The organism is Nocardia sp. NPDC051463 (genome assembly GCF_040681975.1).
Classification (GTDB): domain Bacteria; phylum Actinomycetota; class Actinomycetes; order Mycobacteriales; family Mycobacteriaceae; genus Nocardia.
The window spans coordinates 1-24,904 of record NZ_JBFBAB010000049.1 but is presented as its reverse complement, the minus strand read 5'-3'; the positions used below and the strand labels follow the sequence as shown (position 1 = coordinate 24,904).

Sequence of the window (24,904 nt, the reverse complement as noted above, 5' to 3'; positions counted from 1 at the left end):
ACTCCTCGGGATAGGCCTTGGGCATATCGATGATCCTTCCACTGCAAGGAAATCCTCACAGGTCAGGAGTCAACCGAACCGGGGGCAGTCCCCCTTGCCTCAGCGGCTGATCTGCCCCCGATCCGGCTGCATGATGTTCGCCACACCGCCGGGTCGCTCATGATCGCATCAGGCTCTGATCCGAAGACCGTTCAGGAAACACTCGGCCATGCCGACATGAAGCTGACGATGGAGGTCTACGTGTCCATGTTCGAGGACGTAGCCCAGACGAGCGCCGACAACGTCACCGCGTTCATCCCGAGGACCCGCAAGAGCGTCTAGGTTCGTCCATACGCGCCCGCACGTTCGTACTGACACACACTGTCGCGAGAATTATCCCCAGACGTTCACAACGTCTCAGAGCGCAGTATCTCCGCCGGTCAAACCCACATTCTTATCATTCGCGCATGAGCAACGCGCATTGGTGGGGCGCCCCGAGCCTGATGCAGACATTCCGGGATCGAGCGAAGACCGAAGACCCGTCGAGCCTCATCGCCGACGCGATCCGGGTGGGTGTGGACGTCAACAGCCTTCCCACACCGACCAAGCAGGATCAGCAATCTCTCCGAGCACTCAAGCTCGCTATCGCCGCAGTGCGACGAGCCCAGGCATTGGGCAGCCCTCGAACGCCTATTCGGTGACACAGGCACGCACACTGCACGCATATCGAATCTGTGTTCGGATACCAGAAAGGCCCCTGAATACGTTTCCGCATGTCAGAGGCCATTGGATTTGAGCCGCCTGGGGGAATCGAACCCCCGACCTTTTCATTACGAGTGAAGCGCTCTACCGACTGAGCTAAGGCGGCGTGCCTTTCGGCGTGGCGAGTCTATCGTCTCGGTGACCGGATCGCGAAAACGGCTGGTCATGGCAATACAGGACGACGGCGCTCAGCCCGATTGGGCGGACATGAGGGTGGCAACCATAGCGGCCAGGGCAAAGCGGGGCTTGACGTTGAGGTCGAGGGCTTCGCGGCAGGCGAGGACGGCCTCGATCGAGCGCAGCAGGCCCTCGGGGCGGACGCGGTCGGCGAGGTCGTGGATCTGGTCGGAGATGTCCGGGTGGGTGAGCACGACACCGGAACCATTGCGCGCGGCGCCGAAGCGGACCGCGAGCGCGTCACGGTATACGCCTGCGACGTCGATCAGGGCGCGGTCGAGTGCGTCGCGGCCGGTTCGGGTGGCGCGGGATTTCTGCCGACGCTCCAGGTCCTTCAACACTCCGGCCGAGCCACGGGTCGCGCCCGCGGCACCCTTACCGGTGCCACCCGCACCGAGCGCGGTCGCGAGTTCATCCCGTTCACGTTCGTCGCGGGCCGCACTCATCTGCTTGGCTTCGTCGTCGGCGGACTTGACCAACTCGTCGGCCGCCGCGTAGGCCGCGCCGGGCCGGGCCACCGCGGATACCAAGGCCAACGCGCGCTGACGACGCCCGCGCGCCTCCTCGTCGGTGGCAAGACGCCGCGCCCGACCGACGTGCCCGCCGCTGATCGAGGCCGCCCAGGTGGCCGTCTTCGCGTCGAGCCTGTCGCGGTCCTGCAGGACCTGCGCGATAGCGGGCACCGACGGCGTCACCAGATGCACATGCCTGCACCGGGAGCGCAGCGTCACCGAGATGTCTTCTGGATCCACCGAGGGTGCGCAGAGCAGAAAGACCGTACGGTCCGGGGGCTCTTCGACAACCTTCAGCAGCACATTCCCCGCCGCCTCGGTCAGCCGGTCCGCATCTTCGATGAGCACCACCTGCCAGCGTCCGGTACTCGGCCGCCGCGATGCGATCTGCACGATCTCGCGCATTTCCTTGGTGCTGATACTGAGTCCCTCAGGAATCACCCGACGGACATCGCCGTGCGTCCCCGCCATCGTCGTCGTACAGGCGTGGCAGCGACCACACCCCGGCGCACCCTCGGCGGTGCACTGCAACGCGGCCGCAAAGCACAGCGCCGCAACGGATCTGCCCGATCCAGGCGGCCCGGTGAACAGCCAGGAATGCGTCATCGCGCCGGAAATACTGCCCCCACGCGCATCGATAGCGGCAGCGGTCAGTTCCGACTCGACCACATCCTGGCCGACCAGCCGATCGAAGACACCCGCCACGCCGTACACCCTAGCCGCCCGCACTGACACCGTGATCCAGGCCGCCCACGGCGACCTACCACCGCCCAGCGTTGCGCTCCGTTGTGGCATGCCACCAGGCAGGTAGGTCTGGTCCGGTCACCCACACCGCCGGTCGGTCGGGATGTAGTCCGAGCCGCCACAGCGCCTCCCCGGAGACGGTCGATCGTGACCTAACCGCGCCAACGGCCGTCCCCGCCTTTCCATAGGCCGGGCCGAAGCGAATTTCGTTGTCGGAGAATGGCATCCAGTCGATGCCTCGCTCTCACAGTCGAACGCGGATGGCTGCCCTCGGATGCGGGCGGCCAGGAACATGCTCGTAACCCTCGATGACGATCCATTCAGGGATTCCGGTGTTCACGACATCCGTGATGTCCTACCCGTACGGCGTCAGGCTCGCTGATAGGTGGTGTTCGCGCCGTCGAGCACCTCGCGGATGATGTCGGCGTGCCCGCTGTGGTGGGTGATCTCGCGCAGGATATGCAGCACAGTGAAACGCACCGTCCACCACACCCGGTCGGGCGTCCACGGGGTGGTCGGAGTGGGGATAGAGGTGTCCAGGCTCGCTTCGGCGCGGATCAGGTTCGCGGTGCCCGTTGCCAACGCATCCCATTCGGCGAGCAAACCCGCCACCGTTTCCTCGGGGCCCATCGCATATTCGCCGTCGAACTTCGAGACGTCCAGTTCGGCGGTCTCGTCGCGTTCCTCGATGACCGTCGCCCAGTGCCGCTCGCAGCTGACCAGATGGTGCAGCAACCCACCGAGGGTCAGCTCGCTGGCCGTAGTGCGCTGCCTGGCCTGGTCCTCGTCGATCCCTCGCAGCGTGATCCGGAACAGCTCACGCTGACCCGCGAGCGCGGCGATGAGATCCTCACGTTCCTGTTCGGCTGCCATCAGGGTCCTTTCGCAACAACGATTCGCACACTACGACACCACATCCGAGCCCTCGGCGCCCGAATGATCGGGCGCCGAGGTAGCTCAGGACTTCTTGGCGGTCGTCTTCGCGGCGGCTTTCTTCGCGACGGTCTTCGTGGCGGTAGCCTTCTTGGCCGCGGTGGTCTTCTTGGCCGTGGTGGTCTTCTTGGCCGCGGTCTTCTTAGCAGGCGCCTTCTTGGCCACGGCCTTCTTCACCGGTCCACGGGCCCGCCGATCCGCAAGCAGTTCCGAGGCCCGCTCGTCGGTGATCGACTCGACCTCGTCGCCCTTGCGCAGGCTGGCATTGGTCTCGCCGTCGGTGACATACGGGCCGAACCGGCCGTCCTTGATCACCATCGGCTTACCGGTGGCCGCGTCATTGCCGAGCTCACGCAGCGCGGCCGCGCTCGCGGCCTGCCTGCCGCGTCGCTTGGGCTCGGCGTAGATCCGCAACGCTTCCTCGAGCGACACCGTGAACAGCTGATCCTCGTTCTCCAGGGAACGAGAATCAGTGCCCTTCTTCAGATAGGGGCCGTAGCGCCCGTTCTGCGCGGTGATTTCCTCGTTGTTGGCGGGGTCGACACCGACAACACGCGGCAGCGACAACAGTTTCAGCGCGTCGTCGAGGGTGATCGTGGCCAGATCCATTGTCTTGAACAATGATCCGGTTCGAGGCTTCGGCGCCGCCGCCTTCTTCGCGGTCTTCTTCGCAGGCGCGGGCGTCTCCTCGGCGGGCGGCTCCGGCAACACCTCCGTGACGTACGGGCCGAAACGGCCTTCCTTGGCGACGATTTTGTGTCCGGTCACCGGATCGGTGCCGAGTGAACGCCCCTCCTGCGGGGTGGAGAACAGCTTCTCGGCGACCTCGGGGGTCAGCTCGTCCGGCGGCAGATCGTCGGGCAGGTTGGCTCGCTGCGAAATCGAATCACCCTCGGGGTCATCGGGATTGGTGACCATTCGCTCCAGGTACGGCCCGTACTTACCGACCCGGACAACGACATCGCGACCGTCCTCGTCGACGAAGAGCTTGATCGAGTTGACCTCGCGAGGGTCGATCTCGTCGAGCCGCTCACCGACCATCTTCTTCAGTCCGCCGGAACGCGCGACCGAACCCTCGACACCGTGATCGCCACCGAAGTAGAAGCCGGACAACCAGTTTCCGCGCTGCTCGCGCCCACCGGCGATCGCATCGAGGTCGTCCTCCATGCCTGCGGTGAAGTCGAAGTCGACCAGTCTGCCGAAATACGACTCCAGCAGGCCGATCACCGCGAACGCCACCCACGACGGCACCAGCGCGCTACCGCGCTTGTAGACGTAGCCGCGGTCCAGAATCGTCTTGATGATCGACGAATAGGTCGATGGGCGTCCGATGCCGAGCTCTTCGAGCGTCTTGATCAGCGATGCTTCGGTGTATCTCGCGGGCGGATTGGTGCTGTGCCCATCGGGATCGAGCTCCACCGCGGTGACGCTCTGGCCCTCGTCGAGGGCCGGCAGCCTGGACTCGGCGTCGTCGGACTGACCGCCTGCTTCTTCGTCCACGCTCTCGACATAGGCCTTCAGGAACCCGGGGAAGGTGATGGTGCGACCCGAGGCCGAGAACACACATTCCTCGCCACTGCTCGCGACGCCGGTGATCCGCAGCGTGAGTGTGGTGCCCCTGGCATCGGCCATCTGCGAGGCGACGGTGCGCTGCCAGATCAGCTCGTAGAGCCGGAACTCGTCGTTGTCCAGCCGGGCGTGTAGCTGGCCGGGGGTGGCGAAGGTGTCGCCGGACGGGCGGATCGCCTCGTGTGCTTCCTGCGCGTTCTTCACCTTGCGGGTGTACTGACGCGGTGTCGGGTGCACGTACTCCGCGCCGTAGAGCTGCGTCGCCTGCGACCTCGCCGCGGCGATCGCCGACTCCGACAGGGTTGTCGAGTCGGTACGCATGTAGGTGATGTAGCCGTTTTCGTACAGCCGCTGCGCTACCCGCATGGTCCGATCGGAGGTGAACCGCAGCTTGCGGCCCGCTTCCTGCTGCAACGTCGAGGTCATGAACGGCGGATACGGCTTACGGGTGTAGGGCTTGGCCTCCGCGGAGGACACCGCCATGTCGGCGCCGTCGAGGGCGGCGGCGAGCCGCCGCGCGTGCGCCTCGTCCAGCACGACGACGCCGTTACCCTTGAGCTGCCCGTCCGGACCGAAATCTCGGCCGCTGGCCACTCGAGCTCCCGCGACGTTGACCAGCCGCGCCCCGAAAGTCCGCGGGTTGGTGGCATCGCCGTTTTCCCCGCCTGCGTCGAGCTTCGCCGCGATATCCCAGTACTCGGCGGAGCGGAATGCCATCCGCTCACGTTCCCGCTGCACGATCACCCTGGTGGCGACCGACTGGACCCGGCCTGCCGACAACCGCGGCATGACCTTCTTCCACAGCACCGGGCTGACCTCATAGCCGTACAAACGGTCGAGGATGCGACGGGTCTCCTGCGCGTCGACGAGGTCGTTGTCGAGATCTCTGGTGTCGGCCGCGGCGGCGAGAATAGCGGGCTCGGTGATCTCGTGGAACACCATGCGCCGAACCGGGACCTTCGGCTTGAGGGTCTCCAGCAGATGCCAGGCGATGGCCTCGCCCTCGCGGTCGGGGTCGGTGGCCAGGTAGAGCTCGTCGGCATCCTGCAGCAGACTCTTGAGCTCGGATACCTTGGCCTTCTTATCCGGGCTCACCACATAGATCGGCTCGAAGTCGTTGTCGACGTCGACACCGAGACGAGCCCAGGACTTTCCCTTGTACTTGGCAGGGACGTCCGCCGCACGGGGTGGGAGGTCTCGGATATGACCGACCGAGGCCTCGACCGTGTAATTGCGGCCCAGATAGGGCGCAATCTTGCGGGCCTTGGTCGGGGACTCGACGATCACGAGACGACGCAGGGGACGGCCCTGGTCGGCTGCACCGCGGTCTCGTGTTGCCACCGGCGAATACACCTTTCCTGTCGACCCGCGCGACGCTGTTCATGCACTGCGCGGCTGGGGCAAGCGGCGGCGACAGCCTTCTAGCGCCACCAGACACGTTTATACCTTGACGCTGTGTGTGTTCGGGTGCTTGCGACCCGAACCACAGAGCGTACGCGCGTCATTGCCGACCAGTATGCCCTGTTTTTCAGCGGCACCGATCGCGCGGCGTGTTCGCGGCCTGGCATTTCGGCTGTCGCCGCCAGGGCTTCGACGTGCGTCGATCGCGTCGACAGACCGAATGGTATTGGCGCGCTTGGGTTGTGCGCGTGTCCGTTGTATCGGCCCCAGATATAGCTCGTCCCTCACCTCCGTTGCCGGTGGTGAGGGACGCGCTGTGGATCGTTGCGTGCTCAGCTGAGCGCGCGAACTCCGGTGGCCTGCGGGCCCTTGGTGCCCTGGCCAACCTCGAACTCGACCTTCTGGTTTTCCTCGAGGGTGCGGAAGCCGGACCCCTGGATCTCCGAGTAGTGGACGAAGACGTCAGCGGAGCCGTCCTCGGGCGCGATGAAGCCGAACCCCTTCTCCGCGTTGAACCACTTCACAGTTCCCTGTGCCATTCTGTTCCTTCTCTTTTCTTACCGGAACGGTGGACAAGTAGGTTCGCCCACCGGGTCCGTTCCGATCGTTGTACTGTTGGTTCCCCCTGCAGGAAAGCACCAAGCACAGCGTTCGCAACATCGATCCTGCTGACGGTTTGGACTTTGGATCCGTCCCTCGAACACAGAAGCTTGCGACCAGGAACCAGTGAACCATGTCTCCGAGCAATTCAACAGTCGAGTTACCGACAATTTGCAAAAAAGTTGATCTTGCGAATGCGCAGGTGAGGGACACAATGGTGGAATCCGGACTTGAGGTTCGTTTGCTTCCTGATAACCGAGTGAGTGTCTGGCAATCCGGCTGTGACCCAGGTCGCTATTGGGTATCGAAAAGGCAGGTGAAGCTTCCAAAGCGCACACGTTTCACACTTTCTGTGCGTGTGGCGACACCCGAGTCATGAATCCGACCGAACCGACAACCCGAATGCGTGCCGGCAACCCGCTCGGCTACGGGCGATCGTTGCTGAATCGTGTCCTGAGTGGAGCCCCGGACGGTGACCCACGGCTGACCCACGTCGTCGAGCTGCCCGCCCGGGCGGCGGTCACCACGAACTGGCCCGATTGGGCGTCGCCCGAGGTGGTCGAGGCGTTCCACGCCACCGGCATCGCGGCGCCGTGGACGCACCAGACCAAGACCGCCGACCTGGCGGCGGGCGACAAGCACGTCGTGGTCAGCACCGGTACAGCATCCGGTAAGTCGCTGGGATACCAGCTACCCGTGCTGACGGCACTGCGCGAGGACCCACGGGCCACCGCCTTTTATCTCGCGCCGACCAAGGCATTGGGCGCCGATCAACTGCGTGTGGTGAACGATCTGACGCACCGAGGCGCGCTGCGGGATATACATCCGGCCGGCTACGACGGCGATACCCCGGCCGAGATCCGGCAGTGGGTACGGGCGAACGGCCGCTGGATTTTCACCAATCCCGACATGCTGCACGTCGGCATCCTGCGCTCGCACCAGCGCTGGGCCAGGGTGCTGCGCAGGCTGCGCTATGTAGTGGTGGACGAATGCCATGCCTACCGAGGGGTCTTCGGCTCACACGTCGCGCTGGTGCTGCGCAGGTTGCGGCGGATCGCCGCACACTACGGCGCGGACCCGATATTCGTGCTCTGCTCTGCGACAACGGCAGAACCCGCAGCCGCCGCATCTCGGCTGATCGGTGCGCCCTGCGTCGCTGTGACCGAGGACGGCTCACCACAGGGACCACGCACTGTCGCACTGTGGCAGCCACCCCTGCTCACCGCCGTGACCGGTGAAAATGGCGCTCCGGTTCGCCGTTCGGCCACCTCGGAGGCGGCCAGGATCATGGCGGACCTGGTGGTCGAAGGCGCTCGAACACTGACCTTCGTCCGATCCCGCCGAGCAGCCGAACTGACCGCCATGGAGACCCGCAGGCTGCTGGCGGAGACCGATCCGAGCCTCGCCGAGCGGGTGGCCGCCTACCGCGCGGGCTATTTGGCTGAGGACCGGCGGGACCTGGAGACCGCGCTGTCCACCGGGGCCTTACTCGGGGCGGCCACCACGAATGCGCTCGAACTCGGCGTCGACATCGCGGGGCTCGATGCCGTGGTGATCTCCGGGTTCCCCGGCACCGTCGCCTCGTTCTGGCAGCAGGCCGGACGCGCCGGACGCCGCACCCAAGGCTCCCTGGTCCTGCTCGTGGCCAGGGACGATCCGCTCGACACCTTCCTCGTGCATCACCCGGAGGCCCTGCTGGACAAGCCGGTCGAGGCCACCATCACCGACCCGCACAACCCCTACGTGCTCGGCCCGCAACTATTGTGCGCGGCACTGGAACTCCCGCTCACCGACGCCGAGGTCGATGTACTCGACGCCCACGAATTGCTTACCGATCTCGCAGGCCAGGGGCTGATTCGACGCCGGGTGCTCGCCGGGGCGAAGGGGGGTGCACGCTGGTATGTCACCGCGGAAACTCAGCCGCACGACGCCGTCGATGTGCGCGGTGGCATCGGCACGCCGGTCGCCATCGTCGATGGCGAGACCGGCAGGCTGCTGGGCACGGCCGACGCCGGACGTGCCACTGCCACGCTGCACGAAGGCGCGGTTCATCTGCACCAAGGCGATACCTACGTCGTCGACGAGCTGGACTTGGAGGAGGGTGTCGCCTTCGTGCACGCCGCCGATCCCGGCTGGACCACCAGCGCCAGGTCGGTCACCTCCATCGTGGTCGACGAGACGACGGCACAGCATCGCCACGGCCGGGTGACCACCGCGTTGGCGCAGGTGCGGGTGACCAGCCAGGTCATCGGCTACCTGCGCACACTGCTCAGCGGTGAAGTACTCGACCTGGTCGAGCTGGATCTGCCCGCCCAGACCCTGTCCACCCGAGCGGTGCTCTACACCGTGACGCCCGAGCTGCTCGCCCTTGCCGGCATCGATCCGCAGCAGGCACCGGGCGCGCTACATGCCGCCGAGCACGCGGCGATCGGCCTATTGCCGCTGGTGGCGACCTGTGACCGCTGGGATATCGGCGGCGTGTCCACCGCCGAACACCCGGATACGGGGCTGCCGACCGTGTTCGTCTACGACGGGCAGCCCGGTGGAGCAGGCTTCGCCGAGCGCGGTTTCGCACAGCTGCGGCGCTGGTTGTCGGCGACTCTCGCGGTGATCGAATCCTGTGCGTGCACGACGGGCTGCCCGTCCTGCGTCCAGTCGCCCAAGTGCGGCAATGGCAACCACCCGCTGGACAAGGCAGGTGCAGGGCGTCTGCTCACAGCCGTCCTTGCCGAATCGAACGCTGCCCCTGACCGTCCCGCCCCAGGTCAAGCCGCCACAGTCGATCCGTGACGGTGCCGACCCCCCTGCGTGACCCGGTGTCCATATGGCCGGAGGATCACTGGCACGAACCGGCGGGCGACGCTGTCGCGCTGTACCCGGCATGCGGCCCGAATAAAAAGGAATAGATTCATGTTAACTGGGCTATTGCCATAGGCTTTCCGTCTCGACATGCGCATTCATTCATTGCTTTTGTCCGGCTGCGCACGGGAATTGATGCCAGACCGCAATTATTCGATCATTCCAATTACCGAATTACACGCCCCGGCCCGACCGCTGACGAGAGTCGGTTACTCACGGGTCACACTCCGTCTTCGACAGGACCCGCACGAGCGACAGCGCGAACAGTCCACTTTCCATACAGACCTATTGGTACATTCCGCACCACAGCGACAGTCACATCCCACCGCGTGACTTCACACTCGTGAATCCGCGCTCGCATGTGCCGTGCGATCTCCAACGCCTGTGCACATCCCGCCTCCGCCCCTTGCTCCAACGCACCGGCCGCGGCCAATGCCGCGAGGTCCGCGGCAGCCTGCGCGTGATGCCGACTCACCACCACGACACCGACCTGACCGACCAGCAGCGCCACCCCGATCAGCCCCACCAGCGCGAGGCAGGCCGACACCGTCGCGCCGCCTCGCTCCGCCTGCCCCCTGGTCAGCACCTGACCATTCGAGCGCACACCGTTGGCTGTCCGACACCGCGCTGTACGCGGCCACTGTGCGACCGAACACACTGCGCCGGGCACCGGCTGCTCGATCACCCCGCAACTCCCGGCTCACGTACCGCGACGGCCTCCGCACGCAGCACCAACAGCGGCAACAGCGGAAAACGGGCGGAAACGACAGCGATGACGCGGTCGCCCTCACTGCGCAGCGTGATATCGGCGGCGGGCGGAGCAACCCGCTCGGCCGCCGACACCGCGTTCGACTGGTCACCCCTGGCCGCCAGCCGCGCTGCCTCGCGAGCGGCATCGACACAGCGCACCTGTGCCGATGCCGCGAGAATCGCACCCAGACACAACACCACGGCGACTACGACCGCGGCCAACGCAATGGCGGCCTCGACCGTCACCGAACCCCGATTATCACCGAGAACCGTTGCACCACAGGCGGTTACCGGACCGACTACACCGCAGTGCTGAGGGCCCGATCGATGATCTTCGTCAATGCGTTCACGATGCTGTCGCCGGTCACCACCCCGTACAGGACAGCGCCGAAGGCAGCTGCCGCGATCGTCCCGATCGCATACTCCGCGGTACTCATGCCCTCGTCCGCGACGACCGCGTGCACCAGTCGCGATCTCAGCTCCATATATACGACGCCCAGTCGATGCACCGCACGATCCGTCATCCGCTCGATTCGCACCGTCGTCCCCTTTCTCTCCGGCCCACGCGGCCGATCCGCGCGGGCAAGCCCTCCCCTGCGTCGCAGCACGCTCGGCCACGACCACTCCTCGCCGGCCTGCCGCGACATCGGTCCGGTGTGCTGGTTTCGTGATTCGCTCGCTCACAGCAGACCTCCATCGAGGACTCGACCCGCGAGACCGATCACCACCGGCACGATGCCCAGGCAGATGAAGGCGGGCAGAAAACACAGTCCGAGCGGGCCACTGATCATCACTCCGGCGCGCTCGGCGCGGGCCGCCGCCATGTCCTCGACCGCACCACGATGCTGTTGAGCCAGCTCACCGATGGCCGCCGCCAGGGACGCTCCCGACCGCGCCGACCGACGCGCCATCCGTGCGAGCGACTCGACCGCTGCCGCCCCCTGCCTGCCCACAACGTCGACAGCCGCTCGCTCCCATGCTGTCGCCGCATCCGCCCCGAGCGCCAGCAGGTCGGCGGCTCGGACCAGTGCGGCACCGAGTACCACCGGCGCGCCCGGCGCCACCGCTCGCGCGGCACCCGCCATCGGCAGCCCCGCCCGCAGGCACGCTGCGAGCAGATCGAACACCGACGCGACCGCGAGCGGATCATCGCCACCGCGGCGCCCCGGTGCCCTGACCAATGGTCGCGAACCACCACCGCGCAGTCTTCGTAGGCGCCGGGTCACCGCCACCCGCCCAGGCAACACAAAGAGCGCCAGCGCCAGCAGCAACACCACCCCACCGGAAATCCCCATCACTCCCCCTCCTCGCATTCGACTGCCATCGGGCCCGGCAATCGAGCCTTGTCGCGCTTGTCGAGCCCATACGTCGCACGATCGCGCCGCTGTGGCGAGGAGCCATTTCGGCGGCCGCCCACACGGAGGCGGCCCGACCGGCCTGTCACCGCAAGCTCGCCCACAAGTCGTTTCATGCCAGCACCTTTCGGGTGATCGCATCCGTCCACAGCAGGCCCGCGCACGCGAGGCCGGTGCCGAGTGGGAGCAGGACGGCGCCCACGGCGGAGGTGAACAGGATTTTCAGCGGTGCGGCGCCCATCAGTTGGCCGAGCGCGAGGCCGAGCAGGGGTAGACAGGCCAGGACGGCGGCGGTGGCGCGGGCGCCTGCCAGTGCGGCGGCGGTTCGGCCACGAAAACGGATGCGACCCTGGAGATCTGCACGGGCCGCGGCCAGCAGTTCGGCCAGGGCGAGGCCGTGGTGTTCGGCAACCCGCCAGGCATCGGCAATCCCGGCCAGCTCGAGGGCCACCACGGAGTCCGGATGGCGCAGACCGTCAGCGCCCGAACCGCCCAGTCGGCTGCGAGCCGCGCTGATGGCGAACGCACGCGCCGCCTCGCCGCCGGATTCGTGTGCCGCGACCGCGGCGGCCACGCTCGGGTGCGCACCCACCCGAAGCTCCCCGATGACGGCTTCGACCGCGTCGAGCAGGTACGCGCATTCGGCATTGCGTAAACGGTCGTGTCGAGCACGACGAAGCCGGATACCGACCGTGCCCGCCACCAGCGCCGCAGCGATCAGCGGGCCGATTCCGGCGACCGCCGTCGCGGCGATGCCGATCCCGATGCCGGCGCGAAACAGGCTCCCGAGCTGCGGTTTCCGAGTGCCGCGAGAGGGAACGAACAGGTTGATGAAGCGGCGCCGTGCCCGCGGCTGTGGAGCGCTCAACAGCGCGAGCGCCAGACAGATCAGTGCCACGATCATCGGTCGAGCCGTTCGTCGAGGAGTTCGGCCAGTTCGGTAGCGGCCGCAGTGGGGCCGTGGTCGGCTCGCCAGGCCGCCGCGATGCGGACCTGTCCGTCGTCATCGCGGCGTACGACGCCGATTTCCCGCAGTCCGCGCGAACCGTCCGCCCTTCGATGCACGTGCATCACCACCTGCACCGCGGCGGCGAGCTGGCTGTGTAGTGCGGCCCGGTCCATACCTCCCAGTGCCGCAAGGGCTTCCAGACGCGCGGGAACCTCCCGGGGGGAGTTCGCATGGACGGTCCCCGCTCCCCCGTCATGTCCTGTGTTGAGCGCAGTGAGCAGGTCGACCACCTCCGCGCCGCGTACCTCGCCTACCACGATCCGATCCGGGCGCATCCGCAGTGCCTGGCGCACCAGGTCGCGCACCGTCACCTCGCCGACGCCTTCGATATTCGCGGTGCGCGCGACCAGCCGTACGACATGGGGATGCGGAGGCGCGAGCTCCGCCGCATCCTCCACACAGATGATTCGTTCCTCGGGTCCGACCTCCGCCAGGAGGCCGGACAGCAAGGTGGTCTTCCCCGCACCGGTGCCGCCGACGACGAGGAAGGCAAGCCGGGCCCGAATGATCCTCTCCAGCAGTAGTTTCGCCTCCGGCGCCACCGCACCGGATGCCGCGAGCGCCTCCAACCCCTGCGTGGCGGGACGCAACACGCGCAGCGAAATACAGGTACCGCCGTGCGCCACCGGCGCCAAGACCGCATGCAGCCGGACACCGAAGGAATCCCCCAGCGCCGCTTCCCTTCCCGAGAGCCTGCCGTCGACCCACGGCTGCGCATCGTCGAGCCGTCGCCCTGCCGAAAGGGCAAGCCGCTGCGCCAGCCTGCGCACCGCGGCCTCATCCGGAAACGTGACCGACGTCTGTCGCAACCCATGACCCCTGTCGATCCAGACGGCATCCGGCGCGGTGACCAGCACATCGGCGACCTGCGGATCTTGCAGCAGCGGCTCCAGCACCCCGGCACCGGTCATCTCCGTCTGCAACAATCGGAGTGCGCGTAACAGATCCGTGTCACCGAGAACTCCGCCTGCTTCGGCCCGAATAGCCGCCGCCACCTGCGCCGGATCCGGATCCCCCGCCCCACCCGCAAGACGCTCCCGCACCCGATCCAGCAGCTCGGATGTCACCAAGGCGCTCATCGCAGGCCCCACCCTGCGGGGGCGCTCAGCACCGCGAGCACAGCGTCCGCCGCGTCACGGAGTGGGCCGCGGCGGCCGACGGTCAGTCCGCCACGCTCGAGGCGGGCGGCAAGGCCCGCTTGGGCCCGGACAGCGGCGAGCAGTGGCAGGTCGAGCATCTCGGCAACCTCGTTTCCGCGTAGCCCGCCGGGTGCTGGGCCGCGTACCACCAAGCCCTGGTTGGGGTTTCGTCTGCCGATGTAGGCGGCGACCGATTCCGCCGCGGCCATCGCCCGCAGTCGAGCCGGCACAACCAGCACCACGAGGTCGGCCGAGTCGAGCATTTGGTCAGCGTGCGGGCCGCGCTCTCCGGAGACATCGCACACCACCAAATCGCCTGCGGCACGGCCTGCTTCGACAACAGCGTGCACCGCGGTGGGGCCGATCTCGCTCGGCAAGCGTCCGGCACCACCGCGCCCACAGGACAGCACGGACAATCCGGGGCCCGCTGCGGGCAGCGCACTGTGCAGTGCCGCCGCGGACACCCGGCCATCCTCGATCACCAGATCCGGCCAGCGCAGGCCAGCGGTCATCTCGATGCCGAGCAGCAGGTCGAGGCCGCCGCCGAGCGGTGCGCCGTCGACGAGCACGGTGTCTCGCCGGAACCGTTCGGCGGCGGCGCGCAGAGCGGTGGCAGCGGCCAGAACGGATGCGCCGGCACCGCCGCCGGCCCCGGCAATCGCGACGACCACACCGTCCCCCATACGGTTTTCACCGTACTCAGCAAACTTCTCGATAAGCCCGACCGCGGCGCCGGGGAGCGCGATCACCCGCTCGGCTCCGACCGCTGCGGCGGCCTGCCAATCGCACAGTTCCGGCTCGCCGTCGGTCACCAGAACAACCCCGACACGCCGCAGATATCCGGCCGCCGCGCACTCCCCCGCCAGCGCTGTGTCGAGGATCACCAGCGGGGCGCCGGTCCAGGCGTGCCTGCCCATCGGCAGCTCACCTTCGTGGAGGCCACGTTCCGCGGCCGCCGCGACACGGCGCACTTCGTCCCGAAGACGGCCATCGCTGATGAGCACGAGTGCCGGCGGCGTCGTGACCGGCAGCGCAGCGTCGAAATCCATGCAGCTCAGCGTGGTCGAAGCCGAAGCAGTGCAATAGAGGCAATATGCCGAATGTGGATAACTCCAGGGATGTGGATAGATCCGGAGTGGGAGGGAAGTCCAACCGTCCCCCGAATAGAGGACGGCCCCAGCCGGGGGGGGAGGAGGCTGGGGCCGTCGGGTTCAGCCCCGGGGGGTCGGGCTGAACGCGCCTGGACCATGTCCAGGTGCCAGCAATACTACACCCAAGTCCCGGCCACAACGCAAGTCTGTCGTTGAAGAACTTTATGGCTGTCACCGGCCCGGCGTCCCCTGGGCAAACCCACCGCGAGGCCCCGGAACACGGCCCGCTACCCACCCAAAATTCGGCTCTGAGACGCGCTGGACAGACCGCGTGTGCAGGTCCGTAGTAACCACCCGAAACGGCACCGCCGGACGCAGTCCGTCCCTCGCCCGCGCTGGACGGAGCGTAGGCGCAGTAACCGCCGAACAGGCACCGCCGGACGCAGTCCGTCCCTCGCCCGCGCTGGACGGAGCGTAGGCGCAGTAACCGCCTATTCTGAACGGGTGACTGCCGAGGGTGACCGAACCGGGCTACCGGACCAACTAACCACCGGCGGCGGACGTGTCGCTGCCTTTTTCGATCTCGACAAGACAGTGATCGCGAAGTCGAGCACGTACGTGTTCAGCAAGCCGTTCTACGCACAGGGTCTGCTGAACCGTCGCGCGGTGCTCGAGAGCAGCTACGCGCACTTCCTGTTCCTGTTGTCGGGCGCGGACCACGATCAGATGGAGCGGATGCGCGCCCACCTGACGAGCATGTGCGCGGGCTGGGACGTCGAGCAAGTGAAATCCATTGTGGCCGAGACGCTGCACGAGATGGTCGACCCCCTGATCTACGCCGAAGCGGCCGATCTCATTGCCGATCACAAGATCCGCGGACACGACGTGGTGATCGTGTCCGCTTCCGGCGAGGAGATCGTCGGCCCGATCGCCGAGGCGCTCGGCGCATCGCACACCGCCGCAACGCGAATGGTCGTCGTGGACGGTCGATACACCGGCGAGGTCGAGTTCTACTGCTACGGCGAAGGCAAGGTCGCCGCGATCGAAAAGCTGGCCGCCAGTGAGGGTTACGACCTGTCGCGGTGCTACGCCTATTCCGATTCGGTGACCGATCTGCCGATGCTCGGCGCGGTCGGCCACCCAACGGCGGTGAACCCCGATCGCACTCTGCGACGCGAGGCGCTGGCCAAAGGCTGGCCGGCCCTGACGTTCTCCAACCCGGTTTCGCTGTGGTCGCGGTTGCAGACCCCGTCGTCGACCACCCTTGCCGCGACCGCGGTGGTCGGATTGAGCGCGGTGGTGGCGGGCGCACTCAGCTACCGGTTACTGCGCCGCCGCCGCTGAGGCTTAACTGATCCACGCTTGCCCGCCGCTCCGGCTGATAGGGCGCCAGCGGGGTGCTTGCCGGAGCGTTTGCTGACACCCTGGTCGCGATGTCGCGACCAGGGATTTAACCACGAAACGCCGATGGGCACGCCGATTATTGAATGTTTTCCGAAGCCTTGATGTGAGGGCTGTCACAGTGTAAAAAGGTAACTACGGAAGGTCGGAAGGCCAAGGCAGGGCCGGAAGAGAAGGCTCAGTCTCCCGTCCACCCTTCCCAGCACGGATGCCAGGTACCCACGCGGAGCGCGCCGCGACAAGGGCAGAAGCGTTGTGGGCCTGCGAGATTCGAATTGTCGACGGCGAGGGCCTCGCACAGGTTGCGGGGATGAACCGGCGGAGTTCGAATTATCGCCGAGGCCGAAGACCACAACCCACCTAGCACGCTTGGTAACCGGGTTTCCGTGCTAGCGGGCGGTGAGGTCGTTCAACGACAACGCCGCCCGCTTTGACGTGTAGGGGCACCTGGGCCCGGACCCACCGCTTATCCCGACGCCGAATCAGCGATCGATGTGGCCTCGCGAGCGCCGTCCTCGAAAGCACCGCAGCACAGGATCACCCAGCTGCCGACAGCATTCGCCTCTCCGGTGCCGAACCCGGCCGCGGCATCCAGATACGCCTGCCGCCTGCGCAGCCAGAACACCTCGGGCACGCCGAGGCTGTGCGGGTCGAGCCCACTGGACACCGCGACAAGTCGAGACGCCGCCCGCGCGACAATGCCGTCGGCCGTACCGAACGGCCGCAAGGCCAACAGCTCGCCGTGCACCACCGCGGCGACCACCGGTGCGGGCGCGGTGGACCCGAGCACCGTCTGCACCAGCAGGTCGAGCCGTTCGGCAACGCCCGCGTCGGAACGGGGCCGACCGAGCAACGCCTCCTCGGTCACCAGATCGGCGGCGGCCAGCAGGTGCAGCCGTGCCAGCGCCTGCAAGGGGGCCCGACGCCAAGTGCCCGCGAGATTGCGTAGGGCATCGCCGTCCAGCGCCTGCCCCACCCGCAGCGACCCTGCCAGGATCGGATCGCCGACCCTGCCGTCGGCGGGCAGTTCGGTCGAACCGCCCTCGATCGCGGCGGATGACCGGGCCGCCCGCACCGCGGCCTCGGCGGCCGTAGTCGGCCAGCCGCGCCGGTTGGCCTTGTGCCGATGCACGTCGGCGAGCGCGTCGCGGGCTCGATCGGCGCTTTCGCGCACACCGGGCAGATCGACGAGAGGCTGTAGCGGATCGGTCACGGGATACGAGGCTAGTTCAGCCGCTCAGCGTGGCTCGGTGCCGGGCGATGGTCTCCTCGATGCCGGTCAGTGCCGCGAGCTGCTCGGGAGTCAACAGGTCGAGCAAGTGCCGATGCACAGACTCGAGATGGACAGGCCCCGCCGCCGCCAGCGCCTGCCGTCCCGACTCGGTGAGCACGACGTCGTCACCGCGCCCATCACGTTCACACGGCTCACGCGCGATCAGGCCGCGCTGCTCCATCCGCCCGAGCTGGCGGGACAGGCGGCTGTGCGGCCAGTGCATTCGCGCCGCGAGGCCGCTGACCCGCACGCATTCCGCCTCGCCCGCCAGCTCCGCCACAGCGGCGAGTACGTCATAGTCCGGCATCGACAGCCCGGTGCCGGACTCCAGATCGCGGGCGATCTCGGTGTCCACGAGTAGTGGCAGCCGTCGGTAGGCCGCCCAGGCGGTCCGCGCTTCACCGGCCGCGTAACGGTTCGATGTCTTGGGCATATGGCCAGCTTACCCGGTCTTGTTTACATGTAACGAAGTTGTCGATAGGATATTCGTTACATGTAACGGAACTGGAAGGGGTGCACGTGATCGGCAACCAGAACATCCACGAAGTCAACGAAACCCAGTTGTACACAGAGACTTTCGGCGACCTGGCACAGCAGCCCGCAATCCTGCTCATCCACGGCGCAGGCGAATCACTCCTGGCCTGGGAGGAAGAATTCATCGAGCGTTTGGTGGCAGGCGGCCGCAGCGTGATCCGCTACGACAGCAGGGACGCAGGCCGGTCGGCCACCTATCCGGTGGGCGCGCCGCCCTATGGCCTGCGGGATCTGGTTGCCGACGCCGTCGGTCTCCTCGACGCCTTCGGCCTGGAGCGGGCGCACCTGATCGGCATGTCGCAGGGTGCGGCGGTCGCGCAACTGGTCGCACTCGATCACCCCGATCGGGTCGCCACCGTGACGCTCGCCTCCTCGACACCCGGCGGTCCCGGCCACCAGTACCCCGACCTCCCGGACATGACCCCGGAACTCCACGCCTTCTTCGCGGGCGAGGCCGCCGAACCGGACTGGTCGGACCGGGCCGCTGTTGTCGAGTACCTCGCGGAGGCCGATCGCCCCTTCACCGCGGCGAGCCAGCCGTTCGACACCGCGGCCCGGCAGGCCAAGGCAGAACGAATCATCGACCGCGCGAATAACATTGCGGCCCAACTCACCAACCCGTTCATGATCGATGCCGGTGCGCCGTGGCGGGATCGGCTGGGAAAGATCGCCGCGCCGACCCTGGTGCTCCACGGCACCGAGGATCCGCTCTTCCCGATCGGGCACGGCCGAGCCCTCGCCACCGAAATTCCCGGCGCCCGCTTCCTCGCGATGGAGCACACGGGCCACGAGATCGCGCCACGGGCACAATGGGATTCGGTTGTCACCGCCATCCTCGCGCACACCGCCTGATCCGTCGGCGTGCCGCAGTGGCCACCACGCTGATCGGCGTACCGGCCGGCCGCGCGGGATCGCGGCAACGCTCACCCCGCCAACAGGTCGCGTCCCGGAATCGCGTCCAACAGGCGCCGGGTGTACTCCTCTCGTGGATTGTCGAAGACCGCGTTGGTGGTGGCGGCCTCGACGACCTTGCCGTTCTGCATCACGAGCACATCGTCGGCGATCTGCCGGACCACGGCCAGGTCGTGAGTGATGAACAGGTATGACAGCCCGAGCTCGGCTTGTAAATCGTTGAGCAGCTTCAGAATCTGGGCTTGCACCAGCACATCGAGCGCGGAGACCGCTTCGTCACAGACCACCACCTCCGGGGAAAGTGCCAGCGCACGGGCAACGGCCACGCGCTGACGCTGTCCACCGGACAGCTCGTTCGGATAGCGGCGCATCACCGTCGAGGGCAGCGAAACCTTGTCCAGCAGTTCCCGCACCGTCGCTTCGCGTTCCTTGGATGAGCCGATCCGATGCGTGCGCAACGGCTCCTCGATGGTGCGATAGATCGAGTACATCGGATCCAGTGAGCCATAGGGATCCTGGAAGATCGGCTGCACCCGGCGGCGGAACGCGAAGGCGCCCTTGCGGTCCAGCTTCGCGACCTCTTTCCCGTCGAAAGTCACCTTCCCTGCCGTTGGCTCCAGCAAGCCGAGGACCATGTGCGCGACAGTGGATTTGCCGGATCCGGACTCACCGACAATGGCCGTGGTGGTGCCGCGCATCAGTCGGAACGACACCTCGTCGACCGCAATGAAGTCCGACGACTTCCACGGGGCGTTACCGCGAATCTTGAACGCCTTGGTCAGATTCTCCGCGACCACCACATCATCGGAGACCGTCGTCGACTCCGTGTCAGCCGCGGCGGCCTCCTCCGCGACCGCAACGGCCTGTGTGCGTATCTCGACGCGCGCACGCACCGAGGACAGCCGCTGCGAGGCCAGCGAAGGCGCCGAGTTCACCAGCCGCTTGGTGTACAAATGCTGTGGCTCACGCAGAATCTCGAGCGCGGGACCGGATTCCACCACCCGACCGCGGTACATCACCACCAGGTGCTCGGCGCGCTCGGCGGCGAGACCGAGATCGTGGGTGATCAGCAGGACCGCCGTGCCGAGTTCGCTGGTGAGCCCGTCGAGGTGGTCGAGGATCTGCCGCTGCACGGTGACGTCGAGCGCCGACGTCGGCTCGTCGGCGATCAGCAATTTCGGCCGGCACGCCAGCCCGATCGCGATGAGCGCACGCTGGCGCATGCCGCCGGAGAATTCGTGCGGATACTGGTTGACGCGGCGCTGCGCGTCCGACATCCCCGCTTCCTCCAGCAGTTCGATCGCTCGTTTCTCGGCGGCTTTGCCCTTGGCTATTCCGTTGGCCACCAACGTCTCCCGGATCTGGAACCCGATCTTCCACACCGGGTTGAGATTCGACATCGGGTCCTGCGGGACCAGGCCGATGCCGCTGCCGCGCACGGCGACGACATCCTTCTTCGACGCCTTCGCGAGGTCCTTTCCGTCGAAGACGATCGAGCCGGAGGTGACCTGTCCGGTGCCGGGCAGCAGATCGATGATGCTGTGCGCGGTGGTGGTTTTCCCGGAGCCGGATTCACCGACGATCGCCACTGTCTGCCCCGGATAGACCGACAGACTGACGTCGCGGACCGCCGGAATCTTCTTGCCCTCGGAACTGAAGCAGACGTTGAGATCTTCGATCTGGAGCAGTGGTTTATCGGACATCGCCGCGGTCACCTCTTCCTGGCCTTCGGGTCGAGCGCGTCGCGCACGGCGTCACCGAGCAGGATGAAGCTCAGTACGGTGAGCGCCAACGCTGTTGCGGGATAGAACAGGATCGGCGAACCACCGCGTAGCTCGTGCTGATTGGTGTTGATATCCGAACCCCAGGACACGATCGTGCGCGGCAGCCCGACCCCGAGGTAGGACAGGGTCGCCTCGGTGACGATGAACGCGCCGAGCCAGATCGTGGTGACCACGATCAGCGGGCCTGCCGCATTCGGCAGCACATGACGCAGCAGGGTCCGTATTCGTGAGACGCCCAACGCTTTCGCTGCGGTGACGTACTCGCTGTTCTTGGCCTCGATCACCGCACTGCGCGCGATCCGCGCCGCCTGCGGCCAGGTGAACGCGGACAGAATCAGGATGACCGTCCAGATGGTCCGTGAGTCCAGCAGCTGCATGATGACGATCGCCGCGAGCATCAGCGGAATCGCGTAGAAGATCTCCGCGATTCGTGACACGACCGAATCGAGCGGCCCGCCATAGAAGCCGGAGAGCGCCCCGAGCGTACCGCCGATGAACAGGAACAGCGTTGTCGCGCCCAGACCGGCCAGCACCGAAGCCCGTGCGCCGTAGACGGTTCGGGTGTAGACGTCACAACCCTGTTTGTCGAAGCCGAACGGATGGCCCGGCCCGCGCGGATCCATGCTGAAATCGCCGTTGCAGTAGCGCGGGTCCTGATCGCTGAACAGTCCCGGCCAGAGCACGACAACCGCGATGAAGACGATCAGCAGCGCGGCGACGAGGAAGATCGGATTTCGGCGCAGCTGCCGCCATGCGTCTTGCCAGATGCTGGTCGGCGAGCCGGATTCGTCGACCTGGTCGGTGGCGAGAACCTCCACCTCCTCAGGTGGTGCGACGTAGTGCCGCTGCCTGTCCGGGCCGTGTTTATCGAGGTCAGGCATATCGAATCCTCGGGTCGAGCATGGCGTAGAGCAGATCGATGAGCAGATTCGAGATCAGGAAGATCACGATGAGGACCGTCACGAAGGAGACCACCGTCGGTGGTTCGCCGCGCGTAATCGCTTGGTAGAGCGTGCCTCCCACGCCCGGGATGTTGAAGATGCCCTCGGTGACGACGGCGCCGCCGATCAGGGCTCCGAGGTCGGCGCCGAGGAAGGTGATGACCGGGATCATCGAGTTGCGCAGAATATGCACGGTGACAACCCGAGGCCTGCTCAGCCCCTTGGCGGTCGCGGTCCGTACGTAGTCGGCGGACATATTCTCCGCCACCGAGTTTCGAGTCAGCCGCAGCACGTAGGCGAACGACAGCGAACCGAGCACAATCGCCGGGACGAGCAGTTCGCCGATACTCGCCTTGCCGGTCACAGTCACCGGCGCGATGCCCCATTTCACCCCGAGCAGGAACTGGGCGAGGAAACCGATCACGAAGATCGGCACCGCGATGATAACCAGACTCACCACCAGCAGGGTCGAGTCGAAGAGCCTGCCTTTGCGCAGACCCGCGATCAGGCCGAAGATGACGCCGAAGACGCCCTCGATGAGGACCGCCATGAGCGACAGCTTGATCGTGATCGGGAAGGCCCGCGCCAGCTCGTCGCGTACCGGCCTGCCGGAGAAGGCGGTGCCGAAATCGAGCGTGAAGATGCCCTCGAGGTACAGCAGGTACTGCACGAAAAACGGGCGGTCGAGGTGATAGCGGGCACGAAGTTGGGCTTCCACCGCAGGCGTCATCGGCCTATCGCCTGCCAGCGCGTGGATCGGATCGCCCGGAACTAGGAAAACCAGTGCGTAGATGAGCAGCGTCGCCCCGAGGAACACGGGGATCATTTGGAGCAGACGCCGCACGACATACCAGGCCATTTCGTCTCCTGGGTGAGCGGCGCGGTCGTGCCCCCGGGTTGGCGGCACGACCGAGCCGAGCGGCTACTTCTCGATGTTCTCGAAGTCGAACAGACCGTTCCACGCGAGTTCGGCCTTCTTCACCTTGTCCGACCGTCCCGCCGCGGCGAGGTAGTCGAGCACCGGGATATCGGCCATGTCCTTGATCAGCAGGGCCTGGGCCTGCGCCACGATCTTGTACGACTCCTCGAGCGTCGGCGCCGCGAGCGCGGCGTCGAGCAGACCATCGAATTCGGTGCTCTTGTAGTCGACGTTGTTGGTCTCGGAGTAGCTGTAGTACTGCGAGGTCAGGAACTGCAGCATAGTCGGGTAGTCGCCCTGCCAGCCGTAGCGGAACGCCTTACCGATGGTCTTGGCGTTCACCAGATCCCGGATGTTCTTGAAGGTCGGGTACGGCGTACCGACCGCGTCGATACCGAGGGTGTTCTTCACGCTGTTGGCAACGGCTTCGATCCAGGCCTGGTGACCGCCGTCGGAGTTGTAGGCGATCTCGTAACGACCCGACCACGGTGACATGGCATCGGCCTGCGCCCACAGCTTCTTGGCCTCCTCCGGGTTGTACTTCAGTACCTCGGAGCCGGGCAGGTTCCCGTCGAACCCGGGCAGGGTGCTTGCGGTGAAGTCACGCGCCGGAGTCTTGGTGCCGTTGAAGATGGTGTCGCAGATCTGCTGGCGGTTGATCGCCATCGAGATCGCCCTGCGCCGCAGCAGCCCTTCTGCCCCGCCGAAGTGCGCGAGGTTGGCTTGGACACCGATGTGCTGGTTCTGCGCGGTCGGCGCGAGGATCGCGCGATCACCGAGGTCTTTCTTGTAGGAGGTCAGCGCGCTGTCCGGGATGGTGTCGAGGGAGTCGAGATTGCCCGCCTGCAGATCCGAATAGGCCGTGTCGAACGACTGATACATGACGAACCGCAGGCCCTTGTTCTTGGCAGGGCGGCCCCCCTGGTAGTCCGGGTTGGGCACCAAGTCGATCTTGACGTTGTGCTCCCACGCGCCCGTGCGAGCGAACTTGTACGGGCCGTTGCCGATCGGGTTCTCACCGAAGGCCTTCATGTCCTTGAACGCCGCCTCGGGTAGCGGATAGAACGGCGCATAGCCGAGTTCGGTCTCGAAATCGATGGACGGCTGCTTCAACTCGACGGTGAACGTGCGATCGTCGACCACCTTCAGGCCCGACATCGTCTGTGCCGTCGGCTTTTCCGCCGACACCTCGTCGAATCCCAAGATCGGGGTGAACACGTAGCTTTGCAGCTGCGCGTTGGTTCCGAGCGCACCGTAGTTCCACGCATCGACGAACGACTTGGCCGTCACCGTGCTGCCGTCGGTGAACTTCCAATTCGGCTCGAGGGTGATCGTGTAATTCTTCCGATCGGTGGTCTTGATCGACTCCGCCAGCTCATCGTGGGCCACGCCCTTGCCATCGTAATATTTCAGTCCGGCGAAAAGCCGGTCGACTACGCGGCCGCCCATATTCTCGTTGGTATTGGTGGGCACCAACGGATTCTGTGGTTCACCACCGTTCGTCGTGACGATGTCAGCGTCGGCACTATCGCTCGACGAACACGCGGACAGCCCGAGGCTTGTGGCCAGCAGTACTGCCGCGATCAACGCTGTAGCTCTGTTGAATCTCAACGCGTTCTCCCGATTTCGAGACAGGCGAAGGGGATCCGCGACGCACGCGTGAGTCCTTCCCAGCGCGCCTCGACTCGATCGCCTTGGAATGCCTGGGACAGTAGCTATTCGGACGACCGTTTGTCATTGGATTGACCAAGGTTCGTTCCACTTGTTACCAATCCGGCAACATGGCCGAAACACACAAAACTTAGCGATGAAAATGCTGATCTACCGGAACTATGCCGATACTGGGGCCATCCGGTGTTCTAAGAGGTTGAAGAAGACGATAGCCAGCGCGGGGTCGTTTTGTCAGGCGATCGGGCCGGATACCCGCCGCGGTGACGGGATCGAAACCCGGTGGGCACACCGGACGCGGCCTGGGTCACAGTTGATTACTGTCGAACTGGCCCACACCGGGCGCGTCGAATCGAGCGCTGCAGATTTCGTGAAGGAAGAGACGAGATGACCGATACCACCGCCGACCACACGGACTCGTACCCGCCGACCCCGGAATTCGCTACGGCGGCAAACGCGGATGCCTCGTTGTATCAGCGGGCCGCGACCGATCGCGACGCGTTCTGGGCCGAGCAGGCCGGGCGGTTGCACTGGGATCAGCCCTGGACACAGGTCCTCGATTGGCGCGACGCACCCGTCGCGAAATGGTTCG

Annotated in this window: 23 protein-coding genes and 1 tRNA gene; 6 read left to right on the top strand and 18 right to left on the bottom strand. The window is 66.2% G+C overall.

Features of this window, described 5'->3' with window-relative positions:
- Positions 1 to 51 precede the first annotated feature (51 nt).
- Positions 52 to 321, top strand: coding sequence for a tyrosine-type recombinase/integrase (locus tag AB0M74_RS34195; RefSeq protein ID WP_366530447.1), 270 nt, complete (start codon positions 52 to 54; stop codon positions 319 to 321).
- Positions 322 to 446: 125 nt separating this feature from the next.
- Positions 447 to 680, top strand: coding sequence for a hypothetical protein (locus AB0M74_RS34190; RefSeq protein WP_366530444.1), 234 nt, complete (start codon positions 447 to 449; stop codon positions 678 to 680).
- 94 nt (positions 681 to 774) lie between these two features.
- On the opposite strand, the gene AB0M74_RS34185 is transcribed toward AB0M74_RS34190, so the two are convergent.
- From AB0M74_RS34185 to AB0M74_RS34165, 5 genes are all read right to left on the bottom strand, one after another.
- Positions 775 to 847: transfer RNA gene (locus AB0M74_RS34185), tRNA-Thr, on the bottom strand.
- A gap of 82 nt (positions 848 to 929) precedes the next feature.
- Positions 930 to 2,135 (bottom strand): DNA polymerase III subunit delta', encoded by a 1,206-nt coding sequence (locus AB0M74_RS34180; RefSeq protein ID WP_366530443.1) that lies wholly within the window; start codon positions 2,133 to 2,135, stop codon positions 930 to 932.
- Between the two features lie 408 nt (positions 2,136 to 2,543).
- A complete protein-coding gene (locus tag AB0M74_RS34175; RefSeq protein WP_366530442.1) occupies positions 2,544 to 3,047 on the bottom strand; it encodes a DUF664 domain-containing protein in 504 nt (167 codons plus the stop codon).
- An 84-nt stretch (positions 3,048 to 3,131) separates the two neighbouring features.
- The gene (gene topA / locus AB0M74_RS34170) at positions 3,132 to 6,017 is read right to left on the bottom strand and encodes a type I DNA topoisomerase (protein WP_366530441.1); all 2,886 of its coding nucleotides are present in this window, start codon (positions 6,015 to 6,017) and stop codon (positions 3,132 to 3,134) included.
- A 392-nt stretch (positions 6,018 to 6,409) separates the two neighbouring features.
- Positions 6,410 to 6,616, bottom strand: coding sequence for a cold-shock protein (locus AB0M74_RS34165; RefSeq protein ID WP_011206895.1), 207 nt, complete (start codon positions 6,614 to 6,616; stop codon positions 6,410 to 6,412).
- A 436-nt stretch (positions 6,617 to 7,052) separates the two neighbouring features.
- Here AB0M74_RS34165 and AB0M74_RS34160 point away from each other — a divergent pair, with 436 nt between their 5' ends.
- Positions 7,053 to 9,467, top strand: coding sequence for a DEAD/DEAH box helicase (locus tag AB0M74_RS34160; RefSeq protein ID WP_366530440.1), 2,415 nt, complete (start codon positions 7,053 to 7,055; stop codon positions 9,465 to 9,467).
- A gap of 289 nt (positions 9,468 to 9,756) precedes the next feature.
- Here the strand turns inward: AB0M74_RS34160 and AB0M74_RS34155 are convergent, their stop codons facing one another.
- From AB0M74_RS34155 to ssd, 7 genes are all read right to left on the bottom strand, one after another.
- Positions 9,757 to 10,119, bottom strand: a complete 363-nt coding sequence (locus tag AB0M74_RS34155) for an Rv3654c family TadE-like protein (RefSeq protein ID WP_366530446.1) — start codon at positions 10,117 to 10,119, stop codon at positions 9,757 to 9,759.
- Between the two features lie 98 nt (positions 10,120 to 10,217).
- A complete protein-coding gene (locus tag AB0M74_RS34150; protein ID WP_366530439.1) occupies positions 10,218 to 10,532 on the bottom strand; it encodes a TadE family type IV pilus minor pilin in 315 nt (104 codons plus the stop codon).
- Between the two features lie 53 nt (positions 10,533 to 10,585).
- A complete protein-coding gene (locus AB0M74_RS34145) occupies positions 10,586 to 10,771 on the bottom strand; it encodes a DUF4244 domain-containing protein (protein ID WP_366530445.1) in 186 nt (61 codons plus the stop codon).
- Positions 10,772 to 10,966: 195 nt separating this feature from the next.
- Positions 10,967 to 11,581 carry a type II secretion system F family protein gene (locus AB0M74_RS34140; protein ID WP_366530438.1) on the bottom strand — a complete coding sequence of 205 codons (615 nt, stop codon included), beginning with the start codon at positions 11,579 to 11,581 and terminating at the stop codon, positions 10,967 to 10,969.
- 172 nt (positions 11,582 to 11,753) lie between these two features.
- Positions 11,754 to 12,545, bottom strand: a complete 792-nt coding sequence (locus AB0M74_RS34135) for a hypothetical protein (protein ID WP_366530437.1) — start codon at positions 12,543 to 12,545, stop codon at positions 11,754 to 11,756.
- Entirely contained in the window at positions 12,542 to 13,729 is a 1,188-nt protein-coding gene (locus tag AB0M74_RS34130) for a TadA family conjugal transfer-associated ATPase (RefSeq protein WP_366530436.1), read from the bottom strand. Before AB0M74_RS34130 ends, AB0M74_RS34135 begins: the two co-directional genes overlap by 4 nt.
- Positions 13,726 to 14,838 carry a septum site-determining protein Ssd gene (ssd, locus tag AB0M74_RS34125; protein ID WP_366530435.1) on the bottom strand — a complete coding sequence of 371 codons (1,113 nt, stop codon included), beginning with the start codon at positions 14,836 to 14,838 and terminating at the stop codon, positions 13,726 to 13,728. Before ssd ends, AB0M74_RS34130 begins: the two co-directional genes overlap by 4 nt.
- A 546-nt stretch (positions 14,839 to 15,384) precedes the next feature.
- On the opposite strand from ssd, the gene AB0M74_RS34120 reads away from it, so the two are divergent.
- Complete coding sequence (locus tag AB0M74_RS34120; protein ID WP_366530434.1) at positions 15,385 to 16,224, top strand: HAD-IB family hydrolase; 840 nt, start codon at positions 15,385 to 15,387, stop codon at positions 16,222 to 16,224.
- Positions 16,225 to 16,747: 523 nt separating this feature from the next.
- Here AB0M74_RS34120 and AB0M74_RS34115 read toward each other — a convergent pair.
- Together AB0M74_RS34115 and AB0M74_RS34110 are read right to left on the bottom strand one after the other, a co-directional pair.
- Positions 16,748 to 17,494, bottom strand: coding sequence for an oxidoreductase (locus tag AB0M74_RS34115; protein ID WP_366530433.1), 747 nt, complete (start codon positions 17,492 to 17,494; stop codon positions 16,748 to 16,750).
- A gap of 16 nt (positions 17,495 to 17,510) precedes the next feature.
- A complete protein-coding gene (locus AB0M74_RS34110) occupies positions 17,511 to 17,987 on the bottom strand; it encodes a MarR family transcriptional regulator (protein ID WP_366530432.1) in 477 nt (158 codons plus the stop codon).
- Between the two features lie 86 nt (positions 17,988 to 18,073).
- Here AB0M74_RS34110 and AB0M74_RS34105 point away from each other — a divergent pair, with 86 nt between their 5' ends.
- Entirely contained in the window at positions 18,074 to 18,940 is an 867-nt protein-coding gene (locus tag AB0M74_RS34105) for an alpha/beta fold hydrolase (RefSeq protein WP_366530431.1), read from the top strand.
- A gap of 71 nt (positions 18,941 to 19,011) precedes the next feature.
- On the opposite strand, the gene AB0M74_RS34100 is transcribed toward AB0M74_RS34105, so the two are convergent.
- From AB0M74_RS34100 to AB0M74_RS34085, 4 genes are all read right to left on the bottom strand, one after another.
- Entirely contained in the window at positions 19,012 to 20,703 is a 1,692-nt protein-coding gene (locus AB0M74_RS34100; protein WP_366530430.1) for an ABC transporter ATP-binding protein, read from the bottom strand.
- Between the two features lie 8 nt (positions 20,704 to 20,711).
- Positions 20,712 to 21,665 carry an ABC transporter permease gene (locus AB0M74_RS34095; protein WP_366530429.1) on the bottom strand — a complete coding sequence of 318 codons (954 nt, stop codon included), beginning with the start codon at positions 21,663 to 21,665 and terminating at the stop codon, positions 20,712 to 20,714.
- Positions 21,658 to 22,584 carry an ABC transporter permease gene (locus AB0M74_RS34090; protein WP_366530428.1) on the bottom strand — a complete coding sequence of 309 codons (927 nt, stop codon included), beginning with the start codon at positions 22,582 to 22,584 and terminating at the stop codon, positions 21,658 to 21,660. The genes AB0M74_RS34095 and AB0M74_RS34090 overlap by 8 nt, the downstream gene beginning before the upstream one ends.
- A 63-nt stretch (positions 22,585 to 22,647) precedes the next feature.
- On the bottom strand, positions 22,648 to 24,255 hold the full coding sequence (locus AB0M74_RS34085; RefSeq protein ID WP_366530427.1) for an ABC transporter substrate-binding protein: 1,608 nt from the start codon (positions 24,253 to 24,255) through the stop codon (positions 22,648 to 22,650).
- A 444-nt stretch (positions 24,256 to 24,699) separates the two neighbouring features.
- On the opposite strand from AB0M74_RS34085, the gene AB0M74_RS34080 reads away from it, so the two are divergent.
- On the top strand, positions 24,700 to 24,904 hold a 205-nt coding region (locus tag AB0M74_RS34080; protein ID WP_366530426.1), incomplete at its 3' end, for an acetyl-coenzyme A synthetase N-terminal domain-containing protein.